This is a genomic window from Paraburkholderia sp. (assembly GCF_028283785.1).
Taxonomy (GTDB): Bacteria; Pseudomonadota; Gammaproteobacteria; order Burkholderiales; family Burkholderiaceae; genus Paraburkholderia.
The window spans coordinates 198,372-216,654 of sequence record NZ_JAPWKB010000017.1; the positions used below are offsets into that span (position 1 = coordinate 198,372).

Consider the following 18,283-nt stretch of genomic DNA (forward strand, 5'->3'; position numbering starts at 1 on the left):
TGACGTACTCCCGTTTATTGCGTAAGGGCCACGGCGGTCTGGCCGGCTTGGGGCAGATCGAGCGGTGCGAGAGGATCGGCGGTCACGGCATCGACCAGCGCGCGCCACTGATCGAACCAGTTCGCCACCGTCGATGCATCGAACAACGCGGTCGCGTACACCCATTCGACCTCGTAACCACCCGCTACCGGTTCGACGAACAGCGCCATGTCGAACTTGGATTGCGTGGTGCGCGGACGCAGCAGTTCGATGCCGAGATCCGGCACGCTGGTGTTGTCGCGCGGCAGATCGCGCAAGACGAACAACGCCTGCAGCAGCGGATTCGCATCGCGACGCCGCGTCACCGCCATCGCATCGACGATCCGGTCGAACGGCAACGCGCGATGTTCGAGCGCTTCCCACGTCGCATGCTTCGATGCGTCGAGCCATGCATCGAAACTGGCCGCGTTGGCGCGGTCGTCCGCGATCCGCGAGCGCAGCGGCAACACGTTGATAAAGAAGCCGATCAGCGCTTCGAGTTCGCTGCGGTCGCGACCGGCCACGTCGGTGCCGATCAGCAGATCCGCCTGACCGGTCACGCGATGCAGAAACGCCTGGAAGCTCGCGAGCAGCACGGCGAACGGCGTCATGCCGTGCGCCGCGGCGAGCGTCCGGACCCGCGCGCCGGTCGCGGCGGACAGCGTGAAGCTGCGCGCGTCGCCATCGTGCGACGCCCGTGCGGGACGCGGCCGGTCGGCCGGCAACGCCAGAAAATGCGGCGCACCGGCGAGATACGCGCGCCAGAAATCCTGCTCCGCACGAACCGCCGACGGCGTCAGCCTTTCGCGCTGCCAGACCGCGTAATCGGCGTATTGGACCGCCAACGCCGGTAACGCCGGTGTTGGCTGCGCGCCGTCGCGGCGAACGCGATAACCGGCGCACAACTCGTCGAGCAGAATATGCACGGACGCGCCGTCCGCGACGATGTGATGCAACGCGACGATCAGCACGTGATGCTGCGCGTCGAAACGGATCAGCGACGCGCGCAGCAACGGCGCGGCGGAGAGATCGAACGGTGTCTGCGCGGCCTCGGCGAGCAGGCTCGCGATCGTCCGCTCGCGGTCGCTCGGATCGAGACCGTCGCGTTCGAGCACCGGCATCGGCACATAGAGATGCGGCGCGAGGGTCAGCACCGGATCGCCGTCGTCGTCGCTGGAAAACGACGCGCGCAACACTTCGTGGCGCGCGACCAGCGCGGCGAGACTCGCGTGCAGCAAGTCGGCGTCGAGCGGTCCGCGCAGATCGAGACCGGCCGCCATGTTGTACGACGCGAGCGCATTTCCGGCCAGCTGATCGACGACCCAGATGCGCTGCTGCATCATCGACAACGGCATCGCCGCATCTCGCTCGACCACGCGGATCGGCGCATCGGAGGCCAAACCGGCGGTCGCGCCGCGCAATCCGTCGATCGCCGTCGCCATTGCCTGCAAGCTCGGCGCGGTGAACACCGCGCGCAACGGCAACTCGATCGCCCACGCGCCGCGCACTCTAGACAGCAGCCGCATCGCCGCGAGCGAATGTCCGCCGAGCGCGAAGAAGCTGTCGTCGCGTGCGACAGGCGGCGCATCGGCGGGCAGTTCCAGCAGATCCGACCAGATTCGCGCGAGCGCGATTTCAGTCTCGCCTTGCGGCACGGCGCGCGCGTCGTGGCCGTCATTGCCATTTTTGCGTGTCTTCGCGGGCGGCCGCGCCAGCGCCGCGAGCGCCTGCCGGTCGAGTTTGCCGTTGCGGTTCAGCGGCAAATCCGCGATCACGCGCAACACCGACGGCACCATGTAATCGGGCAACGCAGCCGCAAGCTGCTGCTTCAACCACGCCGCGTCGAGCGTGCAACCGGGCTTCGGCGTCGCGAATCCGGCCAGCCGCGCGCCCGCCACGACGATCACCGCCGCATCGCGCACGCCGTCGAGCGCACGCAGTCGTGCCGCAATCTCGCCGGGCTCGACGCGATAGCCGCGAATCTTGACCTGATCGTCGATGCGTCCCAGATATTCGAGCGTGCCGTCCGCCAGACGTCGCGCGCGGTCGCCGCTGCGGTACAGACGCGCGCCCGGCGTGAACGGGTCCGGCACGAAACGCTCGGCCGTCAGCGCTGCACGGTTCAGATAACCGCGCGCCACACCCGCGCCGCCCAGATACAACTCGCCGGTTTCGCCCGCCTCGACCGGATTCATATGCGCGTCGAGCAACCATGTCGCGCAGTTGTCGAGCGGACGGCCGAGCGGCACGATCGCCGCGTCGCGATTCGCGTGCGCCGCATCCTGCGTCAGAATGCCGACCGTGGTTTCAGTCGGACCGTAGTGATTGACGACGCGGCACGCCGGACGCAATGCGCCGATGGCGTCCAGCAGCGACCACGATGTCGCTTCGCCGCCGAGCACCAGCGTATGCGCGGGCAGAACGTCGGCGGCACGGTCGGCCTGCAGCAACGCATGCAGATGTCCCGGCACGATCTTCAGCACGTCGATCCGGTGCGTCGCCATGTAATGCGCGAAACGGTCGGCGTCGAGTGTCGTGTCGCGATCGACCAGATACAGCGCGCCGCCCGTCGCGAGTGCGCCGAACAGCACCGTATGCCCGAGATCGGCGGCCACCGTCGATACCATCGCGAACCGCGCGCGCAGCGGCAACGCGAGGCGCGCCAGCACTGCATCGACATAGTTGGTCAGCGCGGCGTGCGGAATCACGACGCCCTTCGGCGTGCCGCTCGATCCCGATGTATAGATCACATACGCGGCATCGCGCGGATCGGTCGCGACCGGCCAGCGCTGCGCCGCGTCGGACGTGTGCCGTTGCGCGACGTCGATCGTGACGTGCCGCACGCCGTCGAGATCGTCTGCATAGTCAACATCGTCCGCATCTCCGGAACGCGGCATGTCGGACGCACGCTCCGCGTGTTGATGCAGCACGAAACGCGCGCCGCAGTCGCGCAGCGTCTGCGCGACGCGTTGCGGCGGATTGGCGGCATCGAGCGCGACATACGCGCCGCCCGCCTTCAGCACGCCGATCATCGCCACGACGAACGCCGTCGAGCGATCCGCGACGATCGCGACCAGCTCGCCGGTCTGCAAACCTCGATCGCGCAACCATCCGGCAACCCGCTGCGCACGTGCGTCGAGTTCGCGATAACTGACGCTCGACGCGCCGTCGATCACGGCCGGTGCGTCCGGCTGCGTGACCGCGTGACGCGCGACGCGCATATGAACCGCTTCGCCTGAATACGGAACATGGGTCGGCTCTTGCGTCGGAACCATTGCACCCCGGCTGTCCGCCGAAATCCGCGCACGTGTCTCCGCGCCCAGCAGATCGAGGCCGGCCAGCGTAGCGGCGGCCCGATCGTCCGTCAACGCGGCGGCGAATGCTTCGACCACGCGCAGATACTGCGTCGCCATCCGCTCGACGCTCGCCGCGTCGAATCGCGCGCTCGCATAGGTCAGATAGCCGCGCATCGTGCCATCTTTCGATTCGCGCATATCGAGCGCGAGCGGCACCTTGACGTGCGCGTCGGGAATCTCGAAGCGCGTCGCACGCAGCGCGGGCAAACGCTCCAGCGCGGGATAGTCGTCGTTCAGATAATTGAACGTGGTGTCGAACAGCGGCACCTGCTGCGCATCGCGCGCGGGGTTCAGCCGCTCGACCAGCATATCGAACGGCAGCGCCTGATTCGCCTGACCGTCGAGCGTCTTGCGACGCAGCGTCTCGAACAGTTCCGTGAGCGTCGCCGCGGCGTCGCAGTCGCTGCGCAACACGATCGTGTTGACGAAAAAGCCCACCACGTCCTGCGTTTCCGGCCGTTGCCGGTTCGCGACCGGTACGCCCGTGCGGATTGCGCCGTGTCCCGTCACGCGATACAGCCACGCGTGATACGCGGCCAGCAGCACGACGAACGGCGTCGCGCGATGCCGGCTCGCGACGTCGCGAAGCGTCCGCGACAACGCGGCGGGCAAGCTGAACGACACGCGCGCCGCCGTCCGCGCCGACAGCTGCGCGGCATCGCCGTCGCTGTGCGCAGCGCCCGCTGCCACCGCGCGATCGAACGGCAGATTCAGCGGCGTCGCTTCGTCGGCGAGTTCGTTGCACCAGTAGTCGAGTTGACGCCGCGCGTCGGCGCTATCGAGCCAGCGACGCTGCCACGCGGCGTAATCGACATACGCGATCGACGGCGCGGCGAGATCCGCCTGCGCGCCGTCCAGCGCGGCCCGGTATTCCGCGACGAATTCATCGACGACGATCTGCATCGACCAGCCGTCGGTGGCGATGTGGTGCAGCGCGAACATCAGCAGATGCCGGTCCGCGCCATACCGGACGAGACCGACGCGCAACACCGGCCCACGCAACAGATCGAACGGCGCAGCAGCGAAGCGCTGCGCGCAATCCGCAAGCGCGCGTTCGATGGCGTCGTCGTCATGCAGATCGCACAGATCGGCTTCGAACCAGGGCAACGGCTCCGCCGATCGAACCCGCGGCACAACCGTGTCGCGCGTCTCCGGCGCATCGGCGAAATGCGTGCGCAATGCAGGATGTCGCTCGCTCAGCCGGTCGAAACTGTGCCGCAGCGCATCGATATCCAGCGCGCCATGCAGACGGATACCCGCCGCGATGTGATACGCGCGGCTGTCCGGATCGAGGCGCCACGCGAACAGTTGACGCTGTTGCGCATGCGACACCACCGGCTCATCAGCTGGGTCCAGCGCTTCGATCGGCGCATCCAGTCCGGTCGGTTCGCGCGACGGTTCCGCTTGCGCGAGCGTGTCGCCGAGCGCCGCCGCCATCGCGGAAAGCGTCGGCGATTCGAAGACCTGGCCGATTTCGAAGCGGCGTCCCCACCGTTCGCTCATTCGCACCGCAAGCCGCGCCGCGCTCAGCGAACTGCCGCCCGCAGCGAAAAAATGCGTGTCCGGCGCGAGGCCGATCTCCGCGCCGAGCACCTCGCGCCACAACGCGCCCAGTTCGGCTTCGCGCGGGTCGAGCGTATCCAACGTCTGCACCGACGCCATCGCGCGCGCGGCGTGTGCCGCCTCGACCTGTTCGGCGCCGATCTCGAATGTGCCGCGCTCCCACAATGCGTACATATCCAGCGAGCGATCCTGCCAGCCGTGCCGCGTCGCCGCGCGTTGCAGCTTGCCGCTCGATGTCTTCGGCAATGCTGCCGGATTGAGCAGCACGATCACCGACGGCGTCTCGCCACACGCATCGAACGCGCAACGGCTTACGTGCGCGACGATCTCGTCGGGCGCGAAACGCTTTTTCATTCGCGGCGCGACTTCCAGCGCAAGCGCGAGTCCTTCGCTGCCGGCCAGTTCCGCACCGAACGCGATCACGCGGCCCTTACGCGCGAATTCGCAATGCGCTTCGACGGCCTGCTCGACATCCTGCGGATACAGATTCCTGCCGCGCACGATGATCAGATCCTTCGCGCGCCCTGCGATATACAGCTGTCCATCGTGGACAAAACCGAGATCGCCGGTGCGCAGCCAGCGCGTCGCGCGGTCGCCGTCGAACGCGGTCACGAAGCTCTTCGCGGTGGCGTCGTCGCGTTGCCAGTAACCATGCGCGATGCTCGGACCGCTGACGTGAATCTCGCCGACGCGACCGTCGTCGAGCGTGTGCCCGTTCGCCGGATCGACGATGGCGACCCGATGATCCGCCTGCGTCACGCCGCATCCCACCAGCATCGTGGACGCTGCGTCGCCGTTCGCTTCGACGACCCGCGCCGCCGATAGCGACGCGCTGTCGAAACGGTGCGACACCAGACCCGCGCCGCGCGTGCCGCCCGTCACGAACAGCGTCGCTTCGGCCAGCCCGTAACACGGATACAGCGCCGCCGCGTCGAAACCGGTCGCGGCAAAGCGCGCGACGAACGCGTCGAGCGTGTCTCGACGCACCGGTTCCGAACCGGAAAACGCCAGCCGCCAGCTCGACAGATCCAGCCTCGCCAGTGCGTCGTCGCCGATCCGTTCCGCACACAAGCGGTAGGCGAAATCGGGCGCGCCGGAAATCGTGCCGCGATGGCGCGCAATCGCGTCGAGCCAGCGCATCGGCCGTTCCAGAAAATACTGCGGCGACATCAGCACCAGCGGAATGCCGCTGAAAACCGGTTGCAGCAGACTACCGATCAAACCCATGTCGTGATAAAGCGGCAACCAGCTGACGAACACGTCGTCGTCCTGCACGCCGAGCCCCGACTTGATCGCGATTTCATTGGCGAGCAGATTGCCGTGGCTGACCATCACGCCTTTCGGCGTGCCGGTCGAACCCGACGTGTATTGCAGAAACGCGATATCCGACGGCTGCACGGGATAAAGCGCAAAAGCACCGTCGCCGGGATCGCGCGAGGCCAGCGCATCGACGGCTACGACCGTCGCGCCGGGCGCAAGCTCGCCGTACTGTTCGACGAAGCGTTCCTGCAACGCCGCGCTCGTCAGCACGTAACGCACGCCCGCGTCCTGCGCGATGCCGCGCAACCGCGCCAGATGCTGTTCGCGTTTCGATTCCGGCGGGTAGACCGGCACGGCGACGACGCCCGCATACAGACAGCCGAAAAACGCGCTGACATAGTCGATGCCGCTGTCCATCAGCAGCAGCGCGCGCTCGCCCGCCGCGCGGTCGCGGCTGAACGACGCGGCCAGCACGCTCGCGCGGCGATCCAGTTCCGCATAGTCGTAGCGCGCTTCGCCACTGGCGTCGATCGCGATCAGCGCGGTGGCGTCGGGCCGCTGTTGCGCGAGCAGGCGCAAGCGTGCCGCGAGTCCGGTTTCGCCGGTTTGCCACGTGGTGAACTGACGTGCATTCATCGCAGACGCTCCGGATGCGTATCGTGTGCCGCGCTGGCGACGATCGCGCGTGCGAGATCGTCGAACAGATCGCTGTGACGCACGATGTGTTTATGGTCCGCGTCGATCTCGCCGCCTTGCAGCACGCGTCCGGTCGTGCGCGCTGTCCACGACGCAATCGCTTCGCGCGCCGGACGATGCGGCCGGTGCCGCGCCCACCACAGTTTCAGATCGACCGGCACGGGCGCCCGTTCGGTATAGCGGACGATATGGCCGATGTGACGCTGGAACAGCAGCACTTTGCTAAGCAACGCGCGCGTGCCCGCATCCGACAAACCGCCTTGCACCGACGGCCATTTCTTGCCGGAATCGTCGAGCACTTTCTGCAGCTCCGCGTCGGCCGCGCGATAGTTGCGCATCTGGTCGTAGCTGACCGGCGCTTCGTCGCTGATCGTGTCTTGCGCGCCCAGCACGTACGCGTCGATCAAGCCGACGAACGGCACCTCGCCGCCGTCCTGCGCCAGCACGCGCGCAACTTCGGTCGCGATCAGCCCACCTACCGACCAGCCGATCAACCGGTACGGGCCGTGCGGCTGCACGCTGCGGATGCGCGCCGCGTAATCTGCAGCGAGTTCCGACAGATCGCCCGGCCACCAGTCTTCGGTGTAGAACGGCGCCTGCACGCCGTACACGCTCGCCACGCCGTCGAGTGCGGCGGCCAGCGGACGGTAGTCGGCCACCAGACCCGACGCCGGGTGAATTGCGAACACGGTCGGCAGATCGGTGCGCGTGCTCATCGACACGACATTCGCCGCAGGCGATGCCGCGCCGTTTTGCGTCGCGGGCTGCGACGCGGCAAGCGCGCCGAGATGCGCCGCGAGCGCGCGCACCGTCGCATGCTGGAACAACGCTTCGAGCGTGACGCCGGGCAAACCGGCGTCCTTCGCCTTGGCCAGCACTTTCAGCGCGAGCAGCGAATGGCCGCCTGCATCGAAGAAGTTATCGGTGACGCCGAACTCGCCGCGCGGCAACACGTCCTGCCAGATGCCCAGCAGTTGCGCTTCAAGCGGCGTCTGCGGCGCGGCCTTCGCGGCGGCGTCGCGCGCGTGCGGCGCAGGCAACGCGTGACGGTCGAGCTTGCCGTTTTGCATCAGCGGCAAACGTTCGAGCCGCACCAGCGCGGCCGGCACCATATACGCCGGCAGACGGCTTTCGAGCACGCCGCGTGCGGTCGTTTCGTCCGCATCGCCGACGAAGTAGCCGACCAGCCGCTTTGCGTCGCCCTCGCCATGCAGCGCAACCGCGCTCGCTTCGACGCCCGGCGCTTCGCGCAGCACCGCTTCGATTTCACCGAGTTCGATCCGGAAGCCGCGCAGCTTCACCTGCTGATCGAGACGGCCGAGAAAATCGATGCTGCCGTCGGCGCGACGTCGGCACAGATCGCCGCTGCGATACAAGCGCGCGCCCGGAATCAGCGGATCGGGAATAAAGCTCGCGGCGCTCAGGCCCGGACGATCCAGATAACCGCGTGCGAGCGTCAAGCCGCCGATACACAGTTCGCCCAGCGCGCCGTCCGGCAATTCGTTGCCGTCGCGGTCCATCACGTACACGCAGCGCGACCCGTAAGGCTCGCCGATCGACACGATGGTCTGATCGGCATCGGCTGCGCGGGTCTCGCGATACATACACGCCACCGTGGTTTCCGTCGGGCCGTACAGGTTGTCGAGCCGGATATGCGCGAGCGGTCCGTCGCGCCATTGTGCGAGCGCGTCGCCCGGCAAGCCTTCGCCGCCCACCGTGATCTGCCGCAACGACGCGAGGTCCGCAGCCGGCGGCGGCGTGCGCAGCCATTGCTGCCAGTACGCGGTCGGAATCCGCGAGAACGTCACGCGGCCTTCCTTCAGATGACGGCTGGTGGTGTCGATGTCCCACAGTTGCGGGCCGCGCATCTCGACCTGGCCGCCCTGGATCAGCGCGGGCAACATCTCGTGCAGCGCAACGTCGAAATTGATCGTCGACGATTGCAACTGCGTGTCGCGCGCGGTGATGCCGTTCGTGCCGATAAAGTCATCGAGGTGACGGCTCAACGCGTGATGGCTGACGGCCACACCCTTCGGCCGTCCCGCCGATCCCGACGTGTAGATCACGTAGGCCAGTTGCTCCGGATGAATCGGCGCGTGAACCGCCGACGCGGCATCGGCGGAAGCCGCCTTGAGCGTTGCGATATCGAACGCGTCGCGACCGGCGAACAGCGCGCCGCACGACGCCAGCGTAGCCGCGTCGCCCAACACGCACGACAGTTGCGCCTCGTCGATCATCGCGCGCAGCCGTTCGGCCGGATACGCCGGATCGAGCGGCACGAAAGCCGCGCCCGAGCGCAATACGCCGACCAGCGCCGCGACCAGTCCGGCCGAGCGCGTCAGGCACAAGCCGACACGGGTTTCGGCATTCGCTCCACGCGCCTGCAAGGTCCGCGCAATCTGCGCCGACCACGCATCGAGTTCGCCGTAGGTCAGGCGCTCGCCTTCGCAATGCACGGCGGGCGCGGCCGGTTGCCGCTGCGCTTGCGCCGCGATCCGCGCGCCGATCGGCGCAAACGGATGCGCGTGCAACGGATCGACGGCACGCTGCGCGAGTTCGGGCGCGAGTTGCAGCGTGGCCGGATGCACGTGCTCGTCGGCGACGATCTGTTCCAGCACCGACACATAACGGTCGAGCATCGTTTCCACCGTCGATGCATCGAACACGTCGCGCGCGTAGGTCAGCGATACCGCCATCCCGTCGGCACGTTCGCGCACCGACAGCACCAGATCGAAACGCGCCGTTCCCGTCGACGTATCGACCTGCGATGCGCGCAGACCCGGCAAGCTGAGACCGCCGCCTTGCGCGCCGTGATCGTAGTTGAACATCACGCTGAAAAGCGGCGTTTGCGTCAGACTGCGATCCGGGCTGAGTGCATCGACGACGCGCGCGAACGGCACGTCCTGATGCGCCTGCGCTTCGAGTACGCGTTCGCGCACATGCTGCACGAGCGCCGCGACGCTATCGAGTCCGCGCAAATCGCTGCGCACGACCAGCGTATTGACGAAGAAACCGACCATCTGTTGCGTTTCGAGCCGGTCGCGGCCGGTTGCGGGCACGCCGACGCGAATGTCCTGCTGGCCGCTGTAACGCGCGAGCAGCACGTCGAACGCAGCCAGCAACACCATAAAGCCCGTCGCATCGTGACGGCGCGACAACGCACGAACCGCATCGACGGTCGTGGACGCGAGTTCGGTACTCACGCGCCCGCCTGTCTGGTTACGCGTCGCCGGCGGCCGGCGATCGAACGGCAGTTCGAGCGCAGTCTGCTCGCCGCCGAGCCGCATCCGCCAGAAATCGAGTTCGGCTTCGGCGCGCGCGAGTTGCGCGGGCGCGTGTTGCCATAGCGCGTAGTCCGCGTATTGCACCGGCAACGGCGCGAGATCGGCGTTGCGGCCTTGCAGGATCGCCGCGTACGCGCGCGAAAATTCGTCGAGGATCAACTGGTTCGACCACGCATCCGACACGATGTGGTGCGTGACGACATGCAGCACGTGTTCGCACGCGCCGAGCCGGATCAGCGTGACACGCAGCAGCGGACCGTGTTCGAGCGCGAACGGTGCGCGCGAAATCGCGTACAGCGCGTCGGCGACACGCTGCGCTTTCGCGTCGTGCGGCACATCCTCGAAATCGAGCACGGACAACACCGGCTCCGTCACCTCGATAACCTGCATCGGCACGCCGTCCGTTTCGACGAAACGCGTGCGCAAGGATTCGTGACGCGCGACCAGCACGCTCAGCGCGGCACGCAACGCATCGCGATCCAGCGCGCCGTCCAGTTTGACCGCGCCCGGCAGGTTGTATGCCGCGCTGTGCGGATTGAGGCGCGAGAAGAACCACAGGCGCGCCTGCGCCGCCGACAGCGGCACGATCGACAGCCCCGCCGCACGCGCCGGAATCACATCGGTCCACGTATTCGCAGCGGCGGTCGGCGGTGCAGCTTGCGCATCCCGCGCCGCCAGTTCGGCGACCGCGCGCGCGAGATCCGCGAGTACCGGCGACGCAAAGACCAGCCGCACCGGCACGTCGGTTTTCAGCGACGCCCGCAACGCCGCCACCACGCGCAGCGCCAGCAACGACTGACCGCCGAGTTCGAAGAAATGATCGCGCCGTCCGATCCGCTCGACGCGCAGCAACGGTTGCCAGATCGCCGCGAGCAGGGTTTCGGTGTCGCCTTGCGGCGCTTCCCATCGAGCGTCCGCGTGGACGGGTTCGGGCAGCGCATGACGATCCACCTTGCCGTTCGCATTCAGCGGCAAACGGTCGAGCGTGATCACCGTTGCCGGCACCATGTAGTCCGGCAACACAGCGCCGAGCCGTTGCCGCAACTGTTCGCCGAACGTCGCGGTGTCAATCGATGCGTCCGCGCGCGGCGCGACATACGCGACGAGGCGCGCGCCGTCCGCTGCATCGCGAGCGACCACGACGGCTTCGCGCACATCCGCATGCGTCAGCAGTTGCGCCTCGATTTCGCCCAGCTCGATCCGGAAGCCGCGAATCTTCACCTGATGATCGATCCGCCCGAGATAGTCGAGGCGGCCATCGGCACGCCACATCGCGAGGTCGCCGGTGCGATACAGACGACCGCCGTTCGCGTCGAACGGACTGGCGACGAACTGCGTCGCCGTCAACGCGCGGCGTCCCATATAACCGCGCGCCAGCCCGACACCGCCGATATACAGCTCGCCCGCCACGTTCGCGGGCGCGAGATCGAGATTCGCGTCGAGCACGTACAACTGCGTTCCCGCGACCGGCGCGCCCAGCGCGGGCGATGCATCGGTCACGCGTCCGGCCGCCGACCAGATCGTCGTTTCGGTCGGGCCGTACATGTTCCACACGTCGATGCCGAGACCGTGCAGGTCGCGCGCCAGATCCGGCTGCAACGCTTCGCCGCCGCACAGCGCCTTGAAGCGGACCGGCGCGCTGAACGGCCAGCCGCCCGCGCGCAGCAGACGCCAGCCCGCAGGCGTCGATTGCAATGCGGTCGCGTCCGATGCATCGACGAGGCGCGCCAGCGCCGCACCGTCGCGCGTCGTTTCACGCGAGGCGATCACGATCCGTGCCCCGACCGACAACGGCAGATACAACTCCAGCGCGGCGATATCGAACGACAGCGAGGTCACCGCGACCAGCACGTCGTCCGCCGCGAGGCCGGGCGCCTGCTGCATGCCGAGGATAAAGTGGCCCAGCGCCGCGTGCGTCACCATTACGCCTTTCGGCTTGCCGGTCGATCCCGACGTATAGATCACGTATGCGAGGCTCTCGCCGTGCACGTCGATCGTCACGCGATCCGACGGCTCGCCGTCCAGATTCACGCGATCGAGTTCGAGGACCGGCAGATCGCGCAATCCGTCCACCGATGCGTCGCGCTGCGCCAGATAACTTTGAGTCAGCAGCAGACGCACGCCGCTATCGGCTGCCATATAGGCACGACGCGCGGCGGGGATCGACGGATCGAGCGGCACGTACGCGCCGCCCGCTTTCAGCACGGCGAGCAAACCTACCACCATCTCCAGCGAACGTTCGACGCCGATCCCCACTTTCACGTCCGGCCCGACGCCGAGCGTCGTCAACCGATGCGCGAGGCGATTCGCGCGCGCGTCGAGTTCGCGATACGTCAGCGTTTGTCCGTCGAATTGCAGCGCGATAGCGTCCGGCGTCGATTCGGCCTGACGCTCGAACAGACGATGCACCGGCATCGCCGCGTCGAATGTCAGGTCGTTGCGGCCGCAGGCGAGCAGCCGCTGCCGCTCGCTGTCGTCGAGCAACGCAAGGTTGCGCGCGGCGGGATCGCGCGCGATCTGATGCAGCACGCCGAGATAGCTGTCGAGCAGACGGGTTGCCGTGTCGTGCTCGAAAATATCGGTGGCGTAGGTCAGCGACAGCTTCAGCCCATCGCCATCGACGGCGACGTCGAGCGACAGATCGAACTGCGCCGCCGACGCCACGCCCGTCAACGTACGCGCGACGATTCCCGGCAACGCGAGCGGCGCGGCGTTCTGCGCGCTGTAGTTGAACATCGCCTGAAACAGCGGCGTATGCGCGACGCTGCGTTGCGGCTGAAGCCGCTCGACCAGCGACGCGAACGGCACGTCCGCATGCGCGTGCGCGCTCACGACGCGATCACGCACTTCGTCGAGCATCGCGACAAACGGCGCGCTGCGCGGCGTCGTCATCCGGATCACCAGCGTATTGACGAAAAAGCCCAGCAGCGATTCCGTTTCGAGCCGGTCACGTCCTGCAACCGGCACGCCGACCCGCACGTCCTGCTGGCCGCTATAGCCCTGAAGCAGGCTGCCGAACGCGGCGAGCAGCGTCATGAAACGGGTTGCGCCATGTTCGTGGGCGCACGCGTCGAGCGATGACGTCAACGCGGCGTCGAGCGTGCGGCGCAGCGTGGCGCCCGCACTGCTGCGCGCGCCGTGGCGCGGCCGGTCGGCGGGCAACGCAAGCAACGGCTGTTCGCCGCCGAGCGTGTCCGCCCAGTACGCGCATTGCGCTTCGTGCGCGGCCGGATCGTGACGGGCGCGCTGCCACACCGCGTAGTCGCCGTACTGGACCGGCAACGCGGGCAAGGAAGGCGCCCGCTCGTGGATCGCGGCTTCGTAGAAGTGGCCGAATTCACGCAGCAGGATGGCTTGCGACCACGCGTCGGAGACGATGTGCGGCATCGCGAAATGCAACACGGTGTCGTCCGGCGTGTGCGGGTTCGTCAGCAACGTGACGCGCAGCATCGGACCGCGTTCGAGATCGAACGGCATCCGCGTCAGCGCTTTCAGACGCGCGTCGAGTTCGTCGGCGCCACCGGCATGTTCTTCGCGCCAGTCGTACGATCGCGCATCGTCGACCACTTGCCAAGGCTGGCCGTCCGCTTCGACAAAGCGCGTGCGCAGGCTCTCGTGACGATCGAGCAAACCGTCGAGCGCGCGCCGCACGGCATTGCGATCCAGCGCGCCGGTCAGATTGACGGCGCCGGAAATCGTGTACGCGGCGCTGTCAGGTTCGAGCTTCCACAGGAACCACAGGCGTTCCTGGCCGTCGGTCAGCGGAATGCGCGCGCCGGCTTCGCGGCGCGTCATCCGGTCAGCCGCGCGAGGCGCCTGCGCGTCGAGTTCGGCGGCGAGATCGGCCAGCACCGGATTCAGGAACAACGTGCGCAGCGAGACGTCGAGTTCGAGTTCCTGGCGGATCCGCGAGGCCACCCGCATCATCAGCAACGAATGGCCGCCCGCTTCGAAGAAGTTGTCGGTGACGCCCACTTCGTCGTGACCGAGCACTGTTTTCCAGATCGCGAGCAACGACGCTTCGAGCGGCGTGCGCGCGGCCGTACGCTGACGGGTCGCCTCGACGCCGGGCTCAGGCAGCGCGGCGCGATCGAGCTTGCCGTTCTGCATCGTCGGCAAGCGGTCGAGCCACATCAGCGACGACGGCACCATATAACCCGGCAAACGGCTTTGCAGCACGCGACGGACCACCGCGTCGTCCGCATCGCCGACGACGTAACCGACTAGCCGTTTCGCGTCGCCTTCACCGCGCAATGCCGCGGCGGCTGCTTCGACACCGGGCGCTTCGCGCAACACCGCTTCGATCTCGCCGAGTTCGATCCGGTAGCCGCGCAGCTTGATCTGCTGATCGAGCCGGCCAAGAAAATCGATGCTGCCGTCCAGACGACGGCGGCAGAGGTCGCCAGTGCGATACAGGCGGCTGCCCGCCGGACCGTGCGGATCGGGCACGAAGCGTTCCGCCGTCAACGCGGCGCGCCCCAGATAACCGCGCGCCAGCGTATAACCGCCGATGCACAGCTCGCCGGTCGCGCCCGGCGGCGCATCGTTGCCGTCGGCATCGCACATGCGCACCGAGCGCGACGGATACGGACCGCCGATCGACACGATGGCCTGCTCTTCGTCGAGCGCGCGCGTCTCGCGGAACATGCACGCGATCGTCGTTTCAGTCGGCCCGTACAGGTTGTCGAGACGGATGTGGCCGAGCGGCCCGTTGCGCCATTGGCGCAGCGCATCGCCAGGCAAACCTTCGCCGCCGACCGTGATCTGACGCAGCGACGCGAGCGACGCAGCCGAAGGCGGATCGCGCAGCCATTGCTGCCAGTACGCGGTCGGAATCCGCGAGAACGTGACCTTTTCTTCGATCAGATGACGGCTGGTGGTTTCCGGGTCCCACAGTTGCGGGCCGCGCATTTCCACCTGACCGCCCATCAGCAGCGCGGGCAGCAGTTCATGCAGCGCGACGTCGAAATTGATCGTCGACGATTGCAGCACCTTGTCCGTCGCGGCAATGCCGTACGTGCCGATAAAGTCGTCCAGATGCTGCGACAACGTGCCATGCGTGATAGCAACGCCCTTCGGACGACCGGTCGAACCCGACGTGTAGATCACATACGCTAGTTGCTCCGGATGAATCGCGGCGACGCACGGCGCGCTGTCGGCGTGTGCGGATTCATTGGTAGTTTCAGCGGAGTCGGCGAGCGCCGCGATATCCACGGCCTCGCGATCTCGCAGCAGATCGCCGAGCCGTTGTGCGCCGGTCTGATCCACCAGCACGCGCTCGATGCCCGCGTCGTCGAGCATCGCCGCGAGCCGTTCGAGCGGATACGCGGGATCGAGCGGCACGAACGCCGCGCCCGATTTCAACACGCCGAGCACGCCTGCCGCCAGCGCGGCCGATCGCTCGACGCACAGGCCGATCCGTTGGTCCGCGGTCACGCCGAGCCGGTTCAGACGCGCGGCGATGCGGTTGGTCCAGCGTTCGAGTTCGCCATACGCGAGCCGTTCGCCCTCGCAGTGCAGCGCGGGCGCGTGCGGCTGCAACGCGGCGCGTCGGCTGAAGCGCGCGCCGGTTGCATCGAATGCGGTGCGCAACGCGTGCGCGTCGCCGGACTGCGCATGCGTCAGCGCAATCTGCGACAACGGTTGATCGACGACGCTCGCGGCTTGCGCGAGCACTGCGCCGAGATGGTCGAGCATCTGCTGGACGATGGCTTCGTCGAACAGGTCCGCCGCGTAGTTGAACGACAGACGCAGCGTGTCGTCACGTTCGACCGCGTTCAGCACGAGGTCGAAACGCGCGGTGGGCAGATCGCCCGACAGTTCGGACACATGCAATCCAGCCACGTCGAACGCAACCCGTTGCGCGCGTGTGTGGTTGAACATCACCTGGAACAGCGGCGTCTGCCCGGCGCTGCGCTCGGGTTGCAGCACCTCGACCAGTTGCGCGAACGGCAACGCGTCGTGACGATGCGCGTCGAGCACGCATTGATGAAGCTGGCCGAGCAACGCACCGAAACTCGGCACGTGATTGAGGTCGGCGCGAATCACCAGCGTGTTGACGAAAAAGCCGATCAGCCGTTCCGTTTCCAGACGGCTGCGGCCCGATACCGGCACGCCGATCCGTACATCCTTCTGACCGGTATACCGTGCGAGCAGCACCGCATACGCCGACAGCAACAACGTAAACAGCGTCGTGCGATGTGCGGCCGCGAGTTGCTTCAACGCGCGCGTTTGCGCGGCGTCGAGCGTCATGCCGACGCGCGCGCCGGGTACGTTGCGAATGCCCGCGCGCTTCTTCGTGACCGGCAGTTCGAGTGCGGCCGGCGTGTCGCCGAGTTGGCCCGTCCAGTACTGGAGATCGGTTTCGCGCTCGCCGTCGTCCGACCATTCCTGCTGCCACGCGGCGAAGTCGCCGTATTGCACGGGCAACGCAGCCGCTGTGAGGCTGCGGCCTTCGCACAGATCGCCGTAAGCGGCGACGAATTCGTCGAGCAGCAGTTTGACGGACGCGTGATCCGCGATGATGTGATGCATCGACACATGCAGCACATGCGACACGCTGGCTGCAGACTCTGCCGACCCTTCGCGCAGCAATGCGACGCGCAGCAACGGCCCGCGTGTCAGGTCGAACGGTTCGAGCGACAAGGCCTGCAAGCGCTGGTCGAGCGACGCGGATGCGGATGTGGACACCGCATCCGTCGCATCGATCTGCGACCACGCGTAATTCACGCCGCCGACGATTTGCGCGACCTGTCCGTCGTTTTCTTCGAAATGCGTGCGCAGCGATTCATGCCGCGCGACCACATGATCGAGCGCGGCACGCAGCCGTTCGACATCCAGCGCGCCTTCGAGTCGAAGCGCACCGGCGATGTTGTAACTCGCGTCGTCCGGGCTGAGTTGCCACAGGAACCACAAACGCGCCTGCGCCGACGACAGCGGAAAACGGTGCGACCGCCCTTCGAGCGGCATCACCGGAAGCTGTTTGCCGGACATGCCGCGCTCGCGCAAACGCGCGCGGAAAGTCGCTCGCTTGTCCGACGGCAAGCCCGCGTAGCTTCGCGCGATCGCCGCCATATCCGGTTGCGGCGCGGCCGGTGGTTGCGGTTGCGGTTGTGCAGCGGGTTTCGACGTTAAGCCCGCTAAGGCAGGCTCCGATTCGGCCTGAGCCTCGGCCGGTTTTGCGACGGCCGACTGCACGCCCGCTTCGCGCGCCTTGCGCTTCAGGAACGGACAGACATCGGCGGCCGCGACGTTTTTATCGTCGAGGAAATACTGTTTCCATTCGAGATTGCCGGGATCGCCGTAAAAGCCGAGGTCCGGATGCGCGGGCGTATCGTCCCAGGTTTCCAGACGCTTTCGAACCTGATTGCGCGCCTCGCGGCCGATCACCTTGTTGGTGATCGTATCGACGAACACGCTGCGCGGCTGGAACAGCAGCACCATGCCCGGACCGAGATTGCGGCTGTGACGCAACTGGAACGACGGGCACGCGCACACGACGAACATCTGCACACCCGCGAACGAGAACTCCCAGTCCTCGTGCGACGGCTCCGGCTGCTGGTCGGCGGTCGGATCGGGATCGACGTTATGCAGTTGCTGGAGCGCGTCCCAGAAGAGCCCGTGATAGTCGTCGTGCGACAGCGGGACCGCGTCCGGCTCGAAAAACACCGCGATATTGTTCTTGCGATATTGCGGCAACGACGCGAGTTCCGCGAACGTCTGCATGGTCGCAGGCAGATCGCGAATGTCCTTGCCGTTGACGAAGGAATAGAACATCTCGCCGCGCCGCTCGGCCATCGTGCCGAAGAAGCACGGATACGCGGGGTCCATCACCTGCTCGCGCAAGGTCTCGTACGACGCATCGAGCCATGCGGGCGGCTGTGCCGCCGCGCCGGTCACACGTCCGGCAATGATCCGGCTTTTCCAGTCCGCCGCATCGAAGCCGCTCATGGTGGTCTCCTCGTCGATCGTGTCCAGCGACGACGTTGCGTTGTGTTGCGTCATCTCTTCGTTCGTCCGCATTTTCGTTCCTCTCGTTCCGCACCCGGCGTGCTGCCGGCGGTCCGCACGTGGCGGCCGACGACGACAGTGCGCCGATACAGGCCC

2 protein-coding genes are annotated in these 18,283 nt (G+C 67.1%); both read right to left on the minus strand.

The genetic code is table 11. The features are described 5' to 3' along the window. Positions 1-14: 14 nt before the first annotated feature. On the minus strand, positions 15-6,833 hold the full coding sequence (locus PW947_RS19580) for a non-ribosomal peptide synthetase (protein ID WP_299634011.1): 6,819 nt from the start codon (positions 6,831-6,833) through the stop codon (positions 15-17). Continuing rightward, positions 6,830-18,199 carry a non-ribosomal peptide synthetase gene (locus PW947_RS19585; RefSeq protein ID WP_299634012.1) on the minus strand — a complete coding sequence of 3,790 codons (11,370 nt, stop codon included), beginning with the start codon at positions 18,197-18,199 and terminating at the stop codon, positions 6,830-6,832. The genes PW947_RS19580 and PW947_RS19585 overlap by 4 nt, the downstream gene beginning before the upstream one ends. Between the last annotated feature and the right edge of the window lie 84 nt (positions 18,200-18,283).

Bases quoted from the DNA above. Each gene is read 5' to 3' on its own strand.
- PW947_RS19585 (WP_299634012.1), bottom strand. From the start codon at position 18,199: ATGCGGACGAACGAAGAGATGACGCAACACAACGCAACGTCGTCGCTG.
- PW947_RS19580 (WP_299634011.1), bottom strand. From the start codon at position 6,833: ATGAATGCACGTCAGTTCACCACGTGGCAAACCGGCGAAACCGGACTC.